General features: G+C 71.0%; 12 protein-coding genes and 1 tRNA gene. 10 read left to right on the forward strand and 3 right to left on the reverse strand.

Annotated elements, in window-relative coordinates; translation table 11 throughout:
* Positions 1-71 precede the first annotated feature (71 nt).
* Genes cysD through ACWPOB_RS24025 form a run of 5 tightly spaced genes read left to right on the forward strand, consistent with a single transcriptional unit; the run spans position 72 to position 5,379 of the window.
* Positions 72-989, forward strand: coding sequence for a sulfate adenylyltransferase subunit CysD (gene cysD, locus ACWPOB_RS24005; RefSeq protein WP_455402351.1), 918 nt, complete (start codon positions 72-74; stop codon positions 987-989).
* Positions 989-2,824: an adenylyl-sulfate kinase gene (gene cysC / locus ACWPOB_RS24010; RefSeq protein ID WP_100058084.1), complete on the forward strand. Its 1,836-nt coding sequence runs from the start codon at positions 989-991 to the stop codon at positions 2,822-2,824. The genes cysD and cysC overlap by 1 nt, the downstream gene beginning before the upstream one ends.
* Positions 2,821-3,936 (forward strand): 3'(2'),5'-bisphosphate nucleotidase CysQ, encoded by a 1,116-nt coding sequence (locus tag ACWPOB_RS24015; RefSeq protein ID WP_455402352.1) that lies wholly within the window; start codon positions 2,821-2,823, stop codon positions 3,934-3,936. Before cysC ends, ACWPOB_RS24015 begins: the two co-directional genes overlap by 4 nt.
* Before the next feature lie 53 nt (positions 3,937-3,989).
* Complete coding sequence (locus ACWPOB_RS24020; protein WP_455402353.1) at positions 3,990-4,985, forward strand: MBL fold metallo-hydrolase; 996 nt, start codon at positions 3,990-3,992, stop codon at positions 4,983-4,985.
* Positions 4,986-4,998: 13 nt separating this feature from the next.
* Positions 4,999-5,379: a limonene-1,2-epoxide hydrolase family protein gene (locus tag ACWPOB_RS24025; protein WP_455402354.1), complete on the forward strand. Its 381-nt coding sequence runs from the start codon at positions 4,999-5,001 to the stop codon at positions 5,377-5,379.
* A 55-nt stretch (positions 5,380-5,434) separates the two neighbouring features.
* Here ACWPOB_RS24025 and ACWPOB_RS24030 read toward each other — a convergent pair.
* Positions 5,435-5,510, reverse strand: a tRNA-Arg gene (locus ACWPOB_RS24030).
* A gap of 245 nt (positions 5,511-5,755) precedes the next feature.
* Here ACWPOB_RS24030 and ACWPOB_RS24035 point away from each other — a divergent pair.
* Complete coding sequence (locus tag ACWPOB_RS24035) at positions 5,756-8,146, forward strand: phosphoketolase family protein (protein ID WP_455402355.1); 2,391 nt, start codon at positions 5,756-5,758, stop codon at positions 8,144-8,146.
* Positions 8,147-8,252: 106 nt separating this feature from the next.
* Here ACWPOB_RS24035 and ACWPOB_RS24040 read toward each other — a convergent pair whose 3' ends face one another.
* Together ACWPOB_RS24040 and ACWPOB_RS24045 are read right to left on the reverse strand one after the other, a co-directional pair.
* Entirely contained in the window at positions 8,253-8,963 is a 711-nt protein-coding gene (locus ACWPOB_RS24040) for a DUF305 domain-containing protein (protein ID WP_100056643.1), read from the reverse strand.
* Between the two features lies 1 nt (position 8,964).
* Entirely contained in the window at positions 8,965-9,798 is an 834-nt protein-coding gene (locus ACWPOB_RS24045; RefSeq protein WP_100056642.1) for a DUF3105 domain-containing protein, read from the reverse strand.
* Between the two features lie 180 nt (positions 9,799-9,978).
* Between ACWPOB_RS24045 and argS the strand changes: the two genes are divergently transcribed.
* The 4 genes from argS to thrC are packed head-to-tail and all read left to right on the forward strand — an operon-like array spanning position 9,979 to position 15,522.
* Positions 9,979-11,691 (forward strand): arginine--tRNA ligase, encoded by a 1,713-nt coding sequence (argS, locus tag ACWPOB_RS24050; RefSeq protein ID WP_455402356.1) that lies wholly within the window; start codon positions 9,979-9,981, stop codon positions 11,689-11,691.
* Positions 11,688-13,109 (forward strand): diaminopimelate decarboxylase, encoded by a 1,422-nt coding sequence (gene lysA / locus ACWPOB_RS24055; protein WP_455402357.1) that lies wholly within the window; start codon positions 11,688-11,690, stop codon positions 13,107-13,109. The genes argS and lysA overlap by 4 nt, the downstream gene beginning before the upstream one ends.
* Positions 13,106-14,431 carry a homoserine dehydrogenase gene (locus ACWPOB_RS24060; RefSeq protein ID WP_455402358.1) on the forward strand — a complete coding sequence of 442 codons (1,326 nt, stop codon included), beginning with the start codon at positions 13,106-13,108 and terminating at the stop codon, positions 14,429-14,431. Before lysA ends, ACWPOB_RS24060 begins: the two co-directional genes overlap by 4 nt.
* A complete protein-coding gene (thrC, locus tag ACWPOB_RS24065) occupies positions 14,428-15,522 on the forward strand; it encodes a threonine synthase (protein ID WP_100056640.1) in 1,095 nt (364 codons plus the stop codon). The genes ACWPOB_RS24060 and thrC overlap by 4 nt, the downstream gene beginning before the upstream one ends.
* Positions 15,523-15,557 lie beyond the last annotated feature (35 nt).

Consider the following 15,557-nt stretch of genomic DNA (forward strand, 5'->3'; position numbering starts at 1 on the left):
TATTGTTCGGGGCGAAACCTTTCGACCGAGCCGGTACATATTTGGACCGGCACTCGTGAGCTGGAGCCCCGATGACCCTCACGCCGTCGTACGAACTGTCCCTGCTGCGCGCCCTCGAGGCCGAGTCCGTGCACATCTTCCGGGAGGTGGCGGCCACCTTCGAACGTCCCGTGCTGCTCTTCTCCGGCGGCAAGGACTCCGCGGTGATGCTGCACGTGGCGGCCAAGGCGTTCTGGCCGGCGCCGATCCCGTTTCCGGTGCTGCACATCGACACCGGCCACAACTTCCCCGAGGTCCTCGCCTACCGCGACGCCGAGGCGGCCCGCCGGAGGGTGCGCCTGCTCGTCTCCTCGGTGCAGGACGACATCGACGCCGGCCGGGCCGTCGAGGACGTCGGTCCGCGCGCGAGCCGCAACCGGCTGCAGACCCGAACGCTGTTGCGCGCCATCCGCGAAGGCGGATTCGACGCGGTGTTCGGCGGCGCCCGCCGCGACGAGGAGAAGGCCCGCGCCAAGGAACGCGTGTTCTCGTTCCGCGACGAGTTCGGTCAGTGGGATCCCAAGGCGCAGCGCCCCGAACTGTGGCAGCTGTACAACGGCCGGCACCGCCGCGGCGAGCACATCCGCGTGTTCCCGCTGTCGAACTGGACCGAACTCGACGTCTGGAACTACGTCCGCGACGAACGCATCGAGCTGCCGTCGCTCTACTACGCCCATCGCCGCCCCGTCATCGAGCGCGACGGAATGCTGCTGGCGCTCAACGAGTTTCTCACCCTGCTGCCGGACGACGAGCCGCGCGAGGCGCTGGTGCGGTTCCGCACGGTGGGCGACGCCACCTGCACGGGGTGCGTCGAATCCGCCGCCGTCACCCCCGACGAGGTGGTCGCCGAGGTCGCCGTCAGCCGCGTCACCGAGCGCGGCGCCACCCGCGCCGACGACCGCATCTCCGAGGCTGGCATGGAAGACCGCAAGAAGGAGGGCTACTTCTGATGACCCGGTTGCTGCGCATCGCCACCGCCGGCAGCGTCGACGACGGCAAGTCCACGCTGATCGGCCGGCTGCTCCACGATTCCAAGGCCGTGCCCGAGGACCAGCTCGACGCCGTCACCCGCACCAGCCGCGAGCGCGGCATGGACACCCCCGACCTGGCGCTGCTCACCGACGGGCTGCGGGCGGAGCGGGAACAGGGCATCACCATCGATGTCGCCCACCGCTACTTCTGCACCCCGCACCGCGCCTTCGTCGTCGCCGACACCCCCGGCCACGAGCAGTACACCCGGAACATGGTCACCGGCGCCTCGACCGCCGACCTCGCCCTCATTCTCGTCGACGCCCGCAAGGGCATCGTCGAGCAGACCCGCCGGCACGCCTTTCTCGCCAGCCTGCTCGGCGTCCCCCACCTCGTGCTGTGCGTCAACAAGATGGACCTGGTCGACTGGTCGCAACAGCGCTTCGACGAGATCTGCGCCGAATTCTCCTCGTTCGCAGCCAAACTCGACATCCACGACCTGACGTTCGTGCCGGTGTCGGCGCTGCTCGGCGACAACGTCGTCACGCGCACCACCACCATGACCTGGTACGAGGGCGCCTCGCTGCTGCACCGTCTGGAGCAGGTGCACGTCGACTCCGATCGCAACCTCATCGATGCGCGTTTCCCCGTCCAGTACGTACTCCGCCCCGGTCACGGGAAGCACCGCGACTTCCGCGGCTACGCCGGCACCGTCGCGAGCGGGGCGTTCGCCCCCGGCGACGAGGTGGTGGTGCTGCCCTCGGGCTACGGCACGCGTGTGCGCGCCGTCCACGGACCGGGCGGCGACCCGGTGCCGAGCGCCTTCGCGGGCAGCGCCGTGTGCCTCGAGCTCGAGGACGACCTCGACGTGGGCCGCGGTGACATGCTGTGCCGCCCGGGGAACCGCCCGCTCGTCGGGCACGAGCTCGACGCGATGGTGTGCTGGCTCGCCGAGGGCCCGGGTCTCGCACCCGACGCCACCTACACCCTGCTGCACACCACCAACGCCACCGCCGCGCACGTGGTGCGGCTCGACTACCGGCTCGACGTCACCACCCTCCACCGCGACGGGACGGCACGATCGCTGACCCTCAACGAGATCGGACGGGTGCAGCTGCGGACCCGCCGTCCCGTGCTGTTCGACCCCTACCGGCGCAACCGGACCACCGGCAGCTTCGTGCTGGTCGACGACGCGACCGGCAGCACCGTCGCCGCCGGGATGATCACCGGACCCACCCTCGCCGCCGCCCCCGTCGTGTGGCACGCGGCGGAGGCGACCCGCGCCGAACGCCTCTCGCGCGGGGCGACGGTGTGGCTGACCGGCCTGTCGGCGTCGGGCAAGTCCACCGTCGCCGCGGCGCTCGAGCGACGCCTGCTCGCGGCCGGTGTCCCGGCCTACCGGCTCGACGGCGACAACCTGCGCCACGGCCTCAACGCCGACCTCGGCTTCGGGCCGCAGGACCGCGCGGAGAACGTCCGGCGCGTCGGCGCGGTGGCGCAGCTGATGGCCGACGCGGGCCTGGTGACGATCTGCGCGCTCATCAGCCCGTACCGGTCCGACCGGGACCGGATCCGCGAGCAGCACCGGGAGGCCGGGCTGCCGTTCCTCGAGGTGTTCGTCGACACCCCGCTCGCCGACTGCGAGGCCCGCGATCCGAAGGGCATGTACGCCCGGGCCCGGGCCGGGGAGATCACCGGGTTCACCGGTATCGACGACCCCTACGAGGCGCCCACCCGGCCGGACCTGGTGCTGCGGCCGCAGGACGGCGATCCGGTCGCGCAGGCCGGGCTGGTCATGGAATTGTTGGCCCCATGACCGATGACGCCGCCCTCGCCGCCGAGATCGCCACCGCTGCAGGCGAACTGTTGCTGACCGTCCGCGCGGCCGAGGCCGACACACTCACCGGTCGCGAACTCGGCCGTCGCGGCGACCGCGCCGCCGACACGTACATCCTCGAACGGCTCGCCGCCGAGCGACCCGGCGACGCGGTGCTCTCGGAGGAATCCGCCGACGATCCGGTGCGGGTGCACGCGAAGCGGGTGTGGATCGTCGACCCGTTGGACGGGTCCAAGGAGTACGGCATGCCGGACCACGAGGACTGGGCCGTGCACGTCGCGTTGTGGGAGGCCGGCAGGGGCATCACCGCCGCCGCCGTCGCTCAGCCGGCCGTCGGTGCCGTCTACGGCACCGCCGACGTCCGTCCCGCCGAACTGCGGCCGCTGACCGGCCGACGGCCCCGGATCGTCGTCAGCGGCAGCCGGCCGCCGGCCTTCGTCGCCGACGTCGCCCGAGCCGTCGGCGCCCACGTGGTGCGGATGGGCTCGGCCGGGGCCAAGGCCATGGCGGTGCTGCGTGGCGACGTCGACGCCTACGTGCACGCCGGCGGGCAGTGGGAGTGGGACTCCGCGGCGCCGGTGGGGGTGGCGCAGGCGGCGGGGCTGTACTGCGCCCGCATCGACGGGAGCGAGCTCGAGTACAACCGCCCCCACCCCTACATGCCGGACCTGGTGATCTGCCGGCCGGACTGGGCGCCGACCCTGATGGCCGCGATCGCCGAGCATGCCGGCGCGCCCACCGACAGCGCCCGCGTCGCCATGGCCCGCTCCTACATCCGCTCCCTCGTCGGACACGACGCCTCGCACGTGCGGCTCGCGGCCGACGCGTGGCGGGTCGAGAACGGCGTGCGCACCGGCGACAGCGGCGTCGAGATCCGCGACCGGCTCGAGCAGGGCCCCGAGTACCGTCCGATCCGTCGTGTGCGGGAGCTGACGTTTCGCGAGTGGGACGACAACGTCGTCGCGCGGTTCCTGCTCGACCTCGACGCCGGCGACGGCACCCTTACGGTGGCGGTCACCGAGCACTTCGCCATCCCGGCGGGGGAGATCCGCTCGATCATGGCGATCATCGAGCCGCACGAACCCAAATAGTTTACTGTTTGTGTTCATTGAATGGCTAACGATCGAGTAGCTCGGAGGACCCCATGGACCACGCCCGCGACATCGGCGACGGCATCTACCGCATCCCCGTACCGGTGAGCGACCTGCCGGTCGGCGACACCCAGGTGTATGCGATGGAGTCGCCGCGCGGGCTGGTCCTCGTCGACGTGGGCTGGAACGACGACACGTCCTGGGCCGCGCTGCAGGACGGCCTCGCCGCCGTCGGCGCCTCCGTCGCGGACGTCGAGGGGGTCGTCGTCACCCACTTCCATCCCGACCACGTCGGTCTGACCGGCCGGATCCGGGAGGCGTCGGGCTGCTGGGTCGGCATGCACGAGGACGACTTCGGCCAGCTCGAGCTCATGATCTCCGGCGACGGCAACGCCGAGTGGGAGGCCGAGCAGTGGCGCCGCGCCGGCGCCCCGGACGACCAGATCGCCACCTACCTCGACCGGGCGAACGGGGAACGCGCGACCGGCAAGCCCGACGTCCATCCCGACCGCAAGCTCGCCACCGACGAACGGATCACGCTCGCCGGCCGCACCCTGCGCACGGTGTTCACCCCCGGGCACACACCCGGCCACGCCTGCTTCTACATCGAGGAGCACGACATCCTCTTCAGCGGCGACCACGTCCTCGCCACCACGACCCCGCACGTGGGCGACTTCGACTTCCCCCTCCCCGAACGCGACGCCCTCGGCGAGTTCATCGACTCCCTGCGCGCCGTCGGCACGCTCCCGGCCCGGCGCACCCTGCCCGCGCACCGGCAGCCGATCGACGACCTCGCGGCCCGCACCGACGCGCTCGTCGAGCACCACGAGCGACGCCTCGACGACCTGTACGCGGCGTTCGGCGACGCGGAGCTGACACTGTGGCAGGCTGCCGAGCGCATGACGTGGTACCGCCCCTGGGACCAGACCCCGCCCGCGGGCAAGCAGATGGCCCTGTCCGAGGCCTCGGCGCACGTGCGGCACCTCATCGAACGAGGCCGGGCGCGCCGGGTCCCGGGCACCGACCCGGCGCGCTTCGCCCGGGCCTGACGGAAGGAACCGCATGACCCCCGACGAGCTCGTCACCGAATTCTGCCGCCGCTGGGCCGATCCCGACCCCGCCGAGCTCGCGTCCTACTTCACCGACGACGCCGTCTACCACAACATCCCGATGGAACCGGTGCACGGGCGCGCGGCGATCGAGGAGTTCATCGCCGGGTTCGTCGCCTCGTTCGGGGGCATCGACTTCCGCATCCGGCACCAGGCCGTCCACGGTCCCGTGGTGCTCAACGAGCGTGTCGACGTCTTCACGATCGGGGGACGGACCGTCGAACTGCCCGTGATGGGGGCCTTCGAGGTCGTCGACGGAAAGATCGCCGGCTGGCGCGACTACTTCGACATGGCGCCGATCACCGCGGCGGCGCAGCAGGGTCCGGCGCAATAGCCGCCCGGGACGGGAACGGCCCCGCGTCGCACTGCGACGCGGGGCCGTTCCGGCGTGGTGCCCTCGGCAGGATTCGAACCTGCGACTTCTTGCTCCGGAGGCAAGCGCTCTATCCCCTGAGCTACGAGGGCGTTCCGGACTCCACCGGTTGCTCGGTGGGGCGGGAGTTAGCGTAGCGCATTGTCGGCGATACGCCACATCGCCTGGTCGGAAGGGGTTTCTCCGGCCCTCATCGGGTATCCGACGGGCCGGGCTGCCCCGTTCGGAGGGGAGTTCTTCGGCGAATGTTCCCCGGAACGGCCGGCGCGGGCCACCCGCCCGGGGCAGGCTCGAACCCGAGACCGGACGACACCGCACCCGCAGGAGAGGACCGTACGTGGACGCAGGACCCGACACGGCAACCCGGACCGGACCGCTGAGCCCCGAGGAGCTCGCCGCGCTCGACACCTGGTGGCGAGCCGCGAACTACCTGTCGGTGGGCCAGATCTACCTGATGGGCAACCCGCTGCTGCGCGAGCCGCTGCGTCCCGAGCACATCAAGCCCCGGCTGCTCGGGCACTGGGGGACCACGCCGGGGCTGAACTTCGTCTACGCCCACCTCAACCGCGCCATCGTCGCCCGCGAGCTGGACATGATGTACGTGATGGGCCCCGGCCACGGCGGGCCCGGGCCGGTCGCCGCGGCCTGGCTCGAGGGCACCTACAGCGAGATCTACCCCGACGTGTCCCAGGATGCGGACGGCATGGCCCGGCTGTTCACCCAATTCTCGTTCCCCGGCGGCATCCCCAGCCACGTCGCCCCCGAGACACCCGGGTCCATCCACGAGGGCGGCGAGCTCGGGTACGCCCTGTCGCACGCCTACGGCGCCGCCTTCGACAACCCGGACCTGATCGTCGCCGCCGTGGTGGGCGACGGCGAGGCCGAGACCGGGCCGCTCGCCGCCAGCTGGCACTCCACGAAGTTCGTCGACCCGCGCCGCGACGGCGCCGTGCTGCCCGTCCTGCACCTGAACGGGTACAAGATCGCCAATCCGACCGTCCTCGCCCGCATCGAGCACGACGAGCTCGAGCAACTGCTCCGCGGCTACGGCCACGATCCGGTGTTCGTCGAGGGCGCCGACCCCGAGCGCATGCATCAGGCGTTCGCCGCGGCCCTGGACCGCTGTCTCGACGCGATCACCGAGATCCGGCGCCGCGCCCGCCGCGACGGGGTCACCGACCGGCCGCGCTGGCCGATGATCGTGCTGCGCTCCCCGAAGGGGTGGACCGGGCCGAAGGAGGTCGACGGCCTCCCGGTCGAGGGCTACTGGCGCTCGCATCAGGTGCCCTTCGCCGATGCCCGCAACAGCGACGGCCACCGCAAGATCCTCGAGGAGTGGCTGCGCAGCTACCGTCCCGAGGAACTGTTCGACGACAGCGGCGCCCCCGTGCCCACAGTCCGCGACCTGCACCCGGCGGGGGAGCGGCGGATGAGCGCCAACCCCCGAGCCAACGGCGGACCGCTCGTGCGGGACCTGGCGTTGCCGGACTTCCGCGACTACGGCGTTCCCGTCGAGACACCCGGCACCGGCAGCGTCGAATCGACCCGCGTGCTGGGCACCTTCCTGCGCGACGTCATGCGCGAGAACGCGACCACCTTCCGCGTGTTCTCCCCGGACGAGAACAACTCCAACCGGCTCGGTGCCGTCCTCGAGGCCACCGCACGCACCTGGAACGCCCGCATCCTGCCCAGCGACGACCGGCTCGCCCCCGACGGGCGGGTGATGGAGATCCTGTCCGAGCACACCTGCCAGGGCTGGCTCGAGGGCTATCTGCTCACCGGCCGGCACGGCTTCTTCTCCTGCTACGAGGCCTTCGTCCACATCGTCGACTCGATGTTCAACCAGCACGCCAAGTGGCTGCGCACCACCAACGGCATCGACTGGCGCCGGCCGATCCCGTCGCTGAACTACCTGCTCACCTCGCACGTGTGGCGGCAGGACCACAACGGCTTCTCGCACCAGGACCCGGGCTTCATCGACCACGTGGTCAACAAGAAGGCCGACGTCATCCGCGTGTACCTGCCGCCGGACGCGAACACCCTGCTGTCGGTGGCCGACCACTGCCTGCGCACCCGGCAGTACGTCAACGTGATCGTCGCCGGCAAGCAACCGCAACTGCAGTACCTCGACATGGATGCGGCAATCGTGCACTGCACCAAGGGAATCGGGATCTGGGACTGGGCGGGTACCGACAAGGGGGTCGAACCCGACGTGGTGCTCGGCTGCGCCGGCGACGTGCCCACCATGGAAACCCTCGCCGCCGTGGAGATCCTGCTCGAATGGTTCCCCGACCTGAAGATCCGCGTCGTGAACGTCGTGGATCTGATGCGGCTGCAGGACCACACCGAGCATCCGCACGGACTGTCGGACCGCGAATTCGACTCGCTGTTCACCACGGACAAGCCGGTGATCTTCGCCTACCACGGCTACCCGTGGCTGATCCACCGCCTGACGTACCGGCGCACCAACCACGACAACATCCATGTGCGCGGGTACAAGGAGGAGGGCACCACCACCACGCCGTTCGACATGTGCGTGCTCAACCAGATCGACCGGTTCGACCTCGCCATGGACGTCATCGACCGGGTGCCCCGTCTGCATCCGATCTCCGCGTACGCGCGCGAGCACCTGAAGAACCGGCTGGTCGAGCACCACCAGTTCATCCGCACCCACGGGGAGGACATGCCCGACATCCGCGACTGGGAGTGGGGCCGGGCCGGACGGTAGACACCGACGGGGGACCCGGACGGTAGACACCGACGGGGGACCCGGACGGTAGACACCGACGGGGGACGGCCCGGTGGGCCGTCCCCCGTCGCGTGGGTCCGGTCGGTCAGTTCATCGGCAGCGGCTGCGCGCCCCGCTCCGCCAGCATCGACGTCATGAGCTCCGACTCGCTGGTCTGGGTGTCGACCATCGTCTGCGCCAGGGTGCGCACCGCCGGCTGGCCCGCATACTGCGCGCCGTACTCCATCATCGGCAGCCCGCCCTCGTGGTGGCGCAGCATCAGCTGCAGGAACAGCACGTCGAGTTCCGGGCCGGTGGCGCGGCGCAGGTTCGCCAGGTCCTCGGACGTCGCCATGCCGGGCATCCGGCCGGCGCCGCCGCCGTCGGAGTGGCTCGTGCTCCCGTGGTCGTGGCCGGACTCCTCGGTCATCCATGTCATGTAGTCACCCGTGGGCAGCAGCGGCTGCCCCCACAGCGACAGCCAGCCCTGCATCTGCCCGACCTGGTTCTGCTGGGTGGTGAGGATGTCGTACGCGAGGTTGCGCACCCGCTGGTCGCCCGACACCGTCAACGCGACGGTGGCCATCTCGATCGCCTGGCTGTGGTGGACGGTCATGTCCTGGGCGAACCCCACGTCGACGGAGTCGGCGGCCGGCGTCGCCGGCGGCGAGTCCTCGAGCGGGATGCGGGCGAGGAACCCGAGCAGGAAACCGATCGCGACGGCGGCGACGAGACCGAGGATCAGCAGCGTCCTGCGTCGGCCCGTCTCCTGGGGGGTGGGAGTCCCCTGGGTGGTGGGAGCGGAATCGTGCGTCACGTCAGCTCCCCGCCGGGGCCTGCATGTCGGCCGGCACCTGCTCGGTGCCGTCCACCGTGCCGCCGTCCATCGGCACCGCGTCCGGACCGGGGGCGGAGGGATCGAACGGGGGCGGATTGCTCGGGTCGTACGAGCCGGGCAGCGTGGAGCAGCTCGCGCCGACCTCCGGGTAGGCGTAGCGGTTCAGCCGCAGCGACGCGATGAAGTGGTCGATCCGCTCGTCGTCGGCGGCGTCCACCTTCAGCTGATGCCCCCACGACTGCAGGGCGATCGGGGAGTCGAGCCCCGGGTACGGCGACATCATCAGGTAGGACTTGCCGTCCACCTTCGCCGCGAGCGCGTCGACGCCCGCCTGGTCGACCAGGTCGGGGTTGTACGTGATCCACACCGCGCCGTGCTCGAGCGAATGCACGGCGTTCTCGGTGCGGATCGCCTCCGGGTACACGGTGCCGGTGCATGTGGCCCAGATCGCGTCGTGCGGCCCGCCGAACGGCGGGCTCTGGTCGTACGCGACGCGCTGCGTGGACCCGATGTGCTGACCGGCGGGGTAGTCGACCGTCACGACCCCCTCGATCGCAGTCGACGGGTCCTGATTCGACTCGGACGGCGTCCACTCCGCGAGCGCCTGGGAGTCCTGGTACTTCGGGATGATGCTGGCGGCGATGACCGCGACCAGTGCGACCACCGCGACCACGCCACCGATCAGAAGCCACGGAATCTGCCGCTGCTTGGGCAGGCCGCGACCGCCGCTCTTCTTCTGGGCGGCCTTGATCGCCTTCGCAGACTTGGCACCGGACTTCTTGCCGGGACCGCCACTTACCGAACCGCTGGGCATCGTTGGGTGCTCTTTCGACGGATGGACAACAGAGGGCGCACGACGCTCGGTCCGCGCGTGCTCTGTCAACTCTACGGGCGGGCGACAGGCAGGCGTCCCCGCGGCGGGCGGGCCGTGACCGCGACAACAGGCCGGACCGGCGTCACGGCGGGTGGGACGGAGCCAATAGGATAGAGACCCGTGACTCCTGCCGACCTTGCCGAATTGCTCCACGGAACCGCTGCGAGGGTGCTCGCCGAGCGCGACCTCGACGTGTCCGTCCTGCCCGAGACCCTGACGGTCGAGCGGCCGCGCAACCCGGAGCACGGCGACTATGCGACCAATGTCGCGATGCAGGTCGCGAAGAAGGCCGGCGTCAACCCGCGGGAACTCGCGGGCTGGCTCGCCGAGGCCCTCACCGCCGCCGACGGCATCGAGTCCGCCGAGGTGGCCGGCCCGGGCTTCCTGAACATCCGCCTCGCCGCCGACGCCCAGGGCGCGATCGTCGCCGACGTGCTCACCGAGGGCGCCGCGTACGGCAACTCGGACGCGCTGGCCGGAACCCGCATCAACCTCGAGTTCGTGTCCGCGAACCCCACGGGGCCGATCCACCTCGGCGGCACCCGCTGGGCCGCGGTCGGCGATGCGCTCGGCCGGATCCTCGCCACGCAGGCCGGCGACGTCACCCGCGAGTACTACTTCAACGACCACGGCGCCCAGATCGACCGGTTCACCCGCTCGTTGATCGCCGCGGCGCAGGGGCAGCCCGCGCCGGAGGACGGCTACGCCGGCGCGTACATCGCCGACATCGCGCAGGCCGTGCTGCAGCAGCGCCCGGACGCGCTCGCGCTGCCCGAGGAGGAGCGGCACGAGGTGTTCCGCTCGATCGGCGTCGAACTGATGTTCGCGCACATCAAGCGCACCCTGCACGAGTTCGGTGTCGACTTCGATGTGTACTTCCACGAGAACTCCCTGTTCGAGTCCGGCGCCGTGGAGAAGGCCGTCGAGACGCTCAAGACCTCCGGGAGCCTGTATCACCAGGACGGCGCGTGGTGGCTCAAGAGCACCGACTTCGGCGACGACAAGGACCGCGTCGTCATCAAGAGCGACGGCAACGCCGCCTACATCGCCGGCGACATCGCCTACTTCCAGGACAAGCGGTCGCGCGGCTTCGACCTGTGCATCTACATGCTCGGCGCGGACCACCACGGCTACATCGGCCGGCTCAAGGCCGCGGCCGCCGCGTTCGGCGACGATCCGGACACCGTCGAGGTGATGATCGGGCAGATGGTCAACCTCGTGCGCGGCGGCGTCGCCGTGAAGATGAGCAAGCGCGCCGGCACGGTCATCACCCTCGACGACCTCGTCGAGGCGATCGGCGTCGACGCCGCCCGCTACGCGCTGGTGCGCTCGTCGGTGGACCAGAGCATCGACATCGACCTCGAGCTGTGGGCCAGCACCACCAACGAGAACCCGGTCTACTACGTCCAGTACGCGCACGCCCGGCTCTCGTCCATCGCCCGGGGCGCCGCCGAGCTCGGTCTCGGCGCCGAGAACACCGCCGAGCTCGGTCTCGGCGCCGAGAACACCGCCGAGCTCGGTCTCGGCGCCGAGAACGCCGACCTGGCGCTGCTCACCCACGAGCGCGAGGGCGACCTGATCCGCACGATCGGCGAGTACCCCCGCGTCCTCGCCAAGGCCGCCGAGCTGCGGGAACCGCACCGCGTCGCGCGGTACCTCGAGGAACTCGCCGGCACCTACCACCGCTTCTACGACTCCTGCCGCATCCTGCCGCAGGGCGACGAGGAGCCCGGCCCGCTGCACGCGGCGCGGCTCGCGCTGTGCGCGGCGACCCGTCAGGTGCTGGCGAACGGGCTCGGACTGCTCGGCGTGAGCGCCCCGGAGCGGATGTGAACGCGCATCCCGCCGGTCCCCGGCACGCCGAGATCCCGCACGCACCGGGCCTGACCGAGCGGCCCGCGCACGCCGGCGAGCTGAACCTGCTGCACCCGGACGTGTGGCCCCGCAACGCGCGGCGCGGCGACGACGGCGTCGTGACGATCGCCGGTGTGCCCGTCACCGAACTCGCGGAGAGATACGGCACCCCGCTCTTCGTCGTCGACGAGGACGACTTCCGCTCCCGGTGCCGGGACATCGCGGCCGCGTTCGGGCCGGACGCGAAGGTGCACTACGCGTCGAAGGCGTTCCTGTGCACCGAGATCGCGCGCTGGGTCGAGCAGGAGGGCCTGTCCCTCGACGTCTCGACCGGCGGTGAGCTCGCCGTCGCGCTGCGCGCCGGCTTCCCGGCCGGGAAGATCGCCATGCACGGCAACAACAAGTCCGTGGCCGAGCTGCGGACCGCTGTCGCCGCAGGCGTCGGGCACATCGTCCTGGACTCCATGTCGGAGATCGACCTGCTCGACGCGGTCGCCGGCGAACTCGACGTCGTGCAGGACGTGCTGATCCGCGTCACGGTCGGTGTCGAGGCGCACACCCACGAGTTCATCTCCACCGCGCACGAGGACCAGAAGTTCGGGCTGTCCCTGGCCGGCGGGGTGGCCATGGCCGCGGTCCGCAAGGTGTTCGCGAGCGATCACCTGCGTCTGGTCGGTCTGCACAGCCACATCGGCTCGCAGATCTTCGACGTCGACGGGTTCGAGCTCGCCGCGCACCGGGTCATCGGCCTGTTGCGCGATGCCGTCCACGAATTCGGCGTCGACAAGTCCGCGCAGATGAACATCGTCGACCTCGGCGGCGGCCTCGGCATCTCCTACGTGCCCAGCGACGACCCGCCGCCCGTGGAGGAACTCGCCGCCAAGCTGCGGCACATCGTGCAGACCGAGTCCGCACTCGCCGGCCTGCCCGAGCCGACGCTCGCGGTCGAGCCCGGACGCGCGATCGCCGGCCCCGGCACCGTGACCCTCTACGAGGTGGGCACCATCAAGGACGTCGCGGTGGGGGCTCACCAGGCACGCCGCTACATCAGCGTCGACGGCGGCATGAGCGACAACATCCGCACCTCCCTATACCAGGCCGAGTACGAGGCCCGCCTGGTGTCACGGTCCAGCGACGCGGAGCCCGTCGTGTCCCGCGTCGTCGGCAAGCACTGCGAGAGCGGCGACATCGTCATCCGCGACGCCTGGATGCCCGCCGACCTCGAAGCCGGCGACCTGTTGGCCGTCGCCGCGACCGGTGCATACTGCTACTCGATGTCCAGCAGGTACAACCTGCTGCCCCGGCCCGCCGTCGTGGCGGTCAAGGACGGCGCCGCCCGCGTCGTCCTGCGTCGGGAAACCGTGGAAGATCTGCTCAGCTTGGAGGTTACGGAGTGACGACCGAAGCGGTGACCAACGAACCGGGGCAGCGCCCGATCGGTGTGGCTGTGCTCGGGCACGGCACCGTCGGAGCCGAGGTCGTGCGCATCATCCGCGACGATGCCACCGATCTCGAGGCGCGCATCGGCGCGCCGCTCGAGCTGCGGGGCGTGGCCGTGCGCACCGTCCGCGACGACCGCGGCATCCCGCAGGACCTGCTCACCACGGACGCCGAGGGCCTGATCGCCCGCGACGACGTCGACATCGTGGTGGAGGTCATCGGCGGCATCGAACTGCCGCGCAAGCTCGTCCGCACGGCCCTCGACTCGGGCAAGTCCGTGGTCACCGCCAACAAGGCGCTGCTCGCGGAGTACACGGGCGAGCTCGCCGAGGCCGCCGAGGCCAAGCGCGTGGACCTGTACTTCGAGGCGGCCGTCGCCGGCGCCATCCCGGTCATCCGGCCCCTCACCCAGTCCCTCGCCGGTGACAAGGTGAACCGGGTCCTCGGCATCGTCAACGGCACCACCAACTACATCCTCTCGGCCATGGACGAGACCGGCGCCGACTACGCCGAGACCCTCGCCGAGGCGGTCCGGCTCGGATACGCCGAGGCCGACCCGACGGCCGACGTCGAGGGCTTCGACGCCGCGTCCAAGGCCGCGATCCTGGCCTCGATCGCCTTCCACACCCGCGTCACCGCCGGCGACGTCTACCGCGAGGGCATCTCGAAGATCACCGCCGCCGACCTGACCACCGCGCGGGCGCTGAACTGCACCGTCAAGCTGCTGGCCATCTGCGAGCGGATCACCACCGACGGCAAGGACCGGGTCTCGGCGCGGGTCTACCCGGCCCTGGTGCCGCGCGAGCATCCCCTCGCCGCCGTCAACGGTGCGTTCAACGCGGTCGTCGTCGAGGCCGAGGCATCGGGCCGTCTCATGTTCTACGGCCAGGGTGCCGGCGGTTCGCCCACCGCCTCCGCGGTGATGGGCGACCTCGTGATGGCCGCCCGCAACCGGGTGCACGGGGGCCGGGGTCCGCGCGAATCACGGTACGCCGACCTCGAGATCGCCCCGATGAGCGACATCGTCACCCGCTACTACGTCAACCTGCAGGTCGCGGACCGGGCCGGCGTGCTCTCGGCGGTGGCCGCCGAGTTCGCCAAGCGGGACGTGAGCATCGCCGCCGTGCGCCAGGAGGGCGCCGGCGAGGGAGCCCGCCTGGTGGTGCTGACGCATTGCGCCACCGACAAGGCGCTGTCGGACACCGTCGCAGCGCTCGACCAACTCGAATCCGTGATTGCTGTGACCAGCGTCCTGAGACTGGAGGGATCCGCCGAATGAGCGCGCCCCGGAAGAACACCGCCACCCCCGTGCACACCCCGTGGCCGGGTCTGATCGAGGCGTACCGTGACCGGCTCCCGATCGGCGACAACTGGACGACCGTCACCCTCCGCGAGGGCGGCACCCCGCTGCTGCCCGCGGCGCACCTGTCGGAGCTGACCGGCTGCGAGGTGCACCTGAAGGTCGAGGGCCTGAACCCGACCGGCTCGTTCAAGGACCGCGGCATGACCTTGGCCGTCACCGACGCCCTCGCCCGCGGCCAGCAGGCCGTGCTGTGCGCCTCCACCGGCAACACCTCCGCCTCCGCGGCCGCATACGCCGTCAAGGCCGGCATGGGCTGCGCGGTGCTCGTGCCGGACGGCAAGATCGCGATGGGCAAGCTGGCCCAGGCGGTCATGTACGGCGCGAAGATCATCCAGGTCCAGGGCAACTTCGACGACTGTCTCGAGCTCGCCCGCAAGACCACCGCCGAGTTCCCCACCATCGGGTTGGTGAACTCCGTCAACCCGGTGCGCATCGAGGGGCAGAAGACTGCGGCGTTCGAGATCGCCGACGCGCTCGGCGACGCCCCCGACGTGCACGTGCTGCCCGTCGGCAACGCCGGCAACATCACCGCCTACTGGCGCGGCTACACCGAGTACTTCGCGGACGGCCTCACCACCCGCAAGCCGCGCATGCTCGGCGTCCAGGCCGCGGGCGCGGCACCGCTGGTGCACGGCGCCCCCGTGAAGGACCCCGAGACCATCGCCACCGCCATCCGCATCGGCGCCCCGGCGTCGTGGAACGGGGCGATGACCGCCAAGGAGGAGTCCGGCGGCGCGTTCCGGGCGGCCACCGACGAGGAGATCCTCGAGGCGTACCGGCTCGTCGCCGCCACCGAGGGCGTGTTCGTCGAACCGGCGTCCGCCGCGTCGATCGCCGGTCTGCTCGCCGCCCGCAAGGAGGGCTGGCTCGATTCCGGGCTGAAGGTCGTGTGCACCGTCACCGGCAACGGCCTGAAGGATCCCGACACGGCGTTGCTCGGGATGCCGCAGGTGGAGCCGATCCCGGTCGATCCGGTCGCTGTGGCCGCGGCGCTCGAGCTGGCCTAGTGACCGCCTCGCCCTCCTCCGTTGGGAAAGACGAC

Source organism: Rhodococcus sp. 2H158 (genome assembly GCF_053764755.1).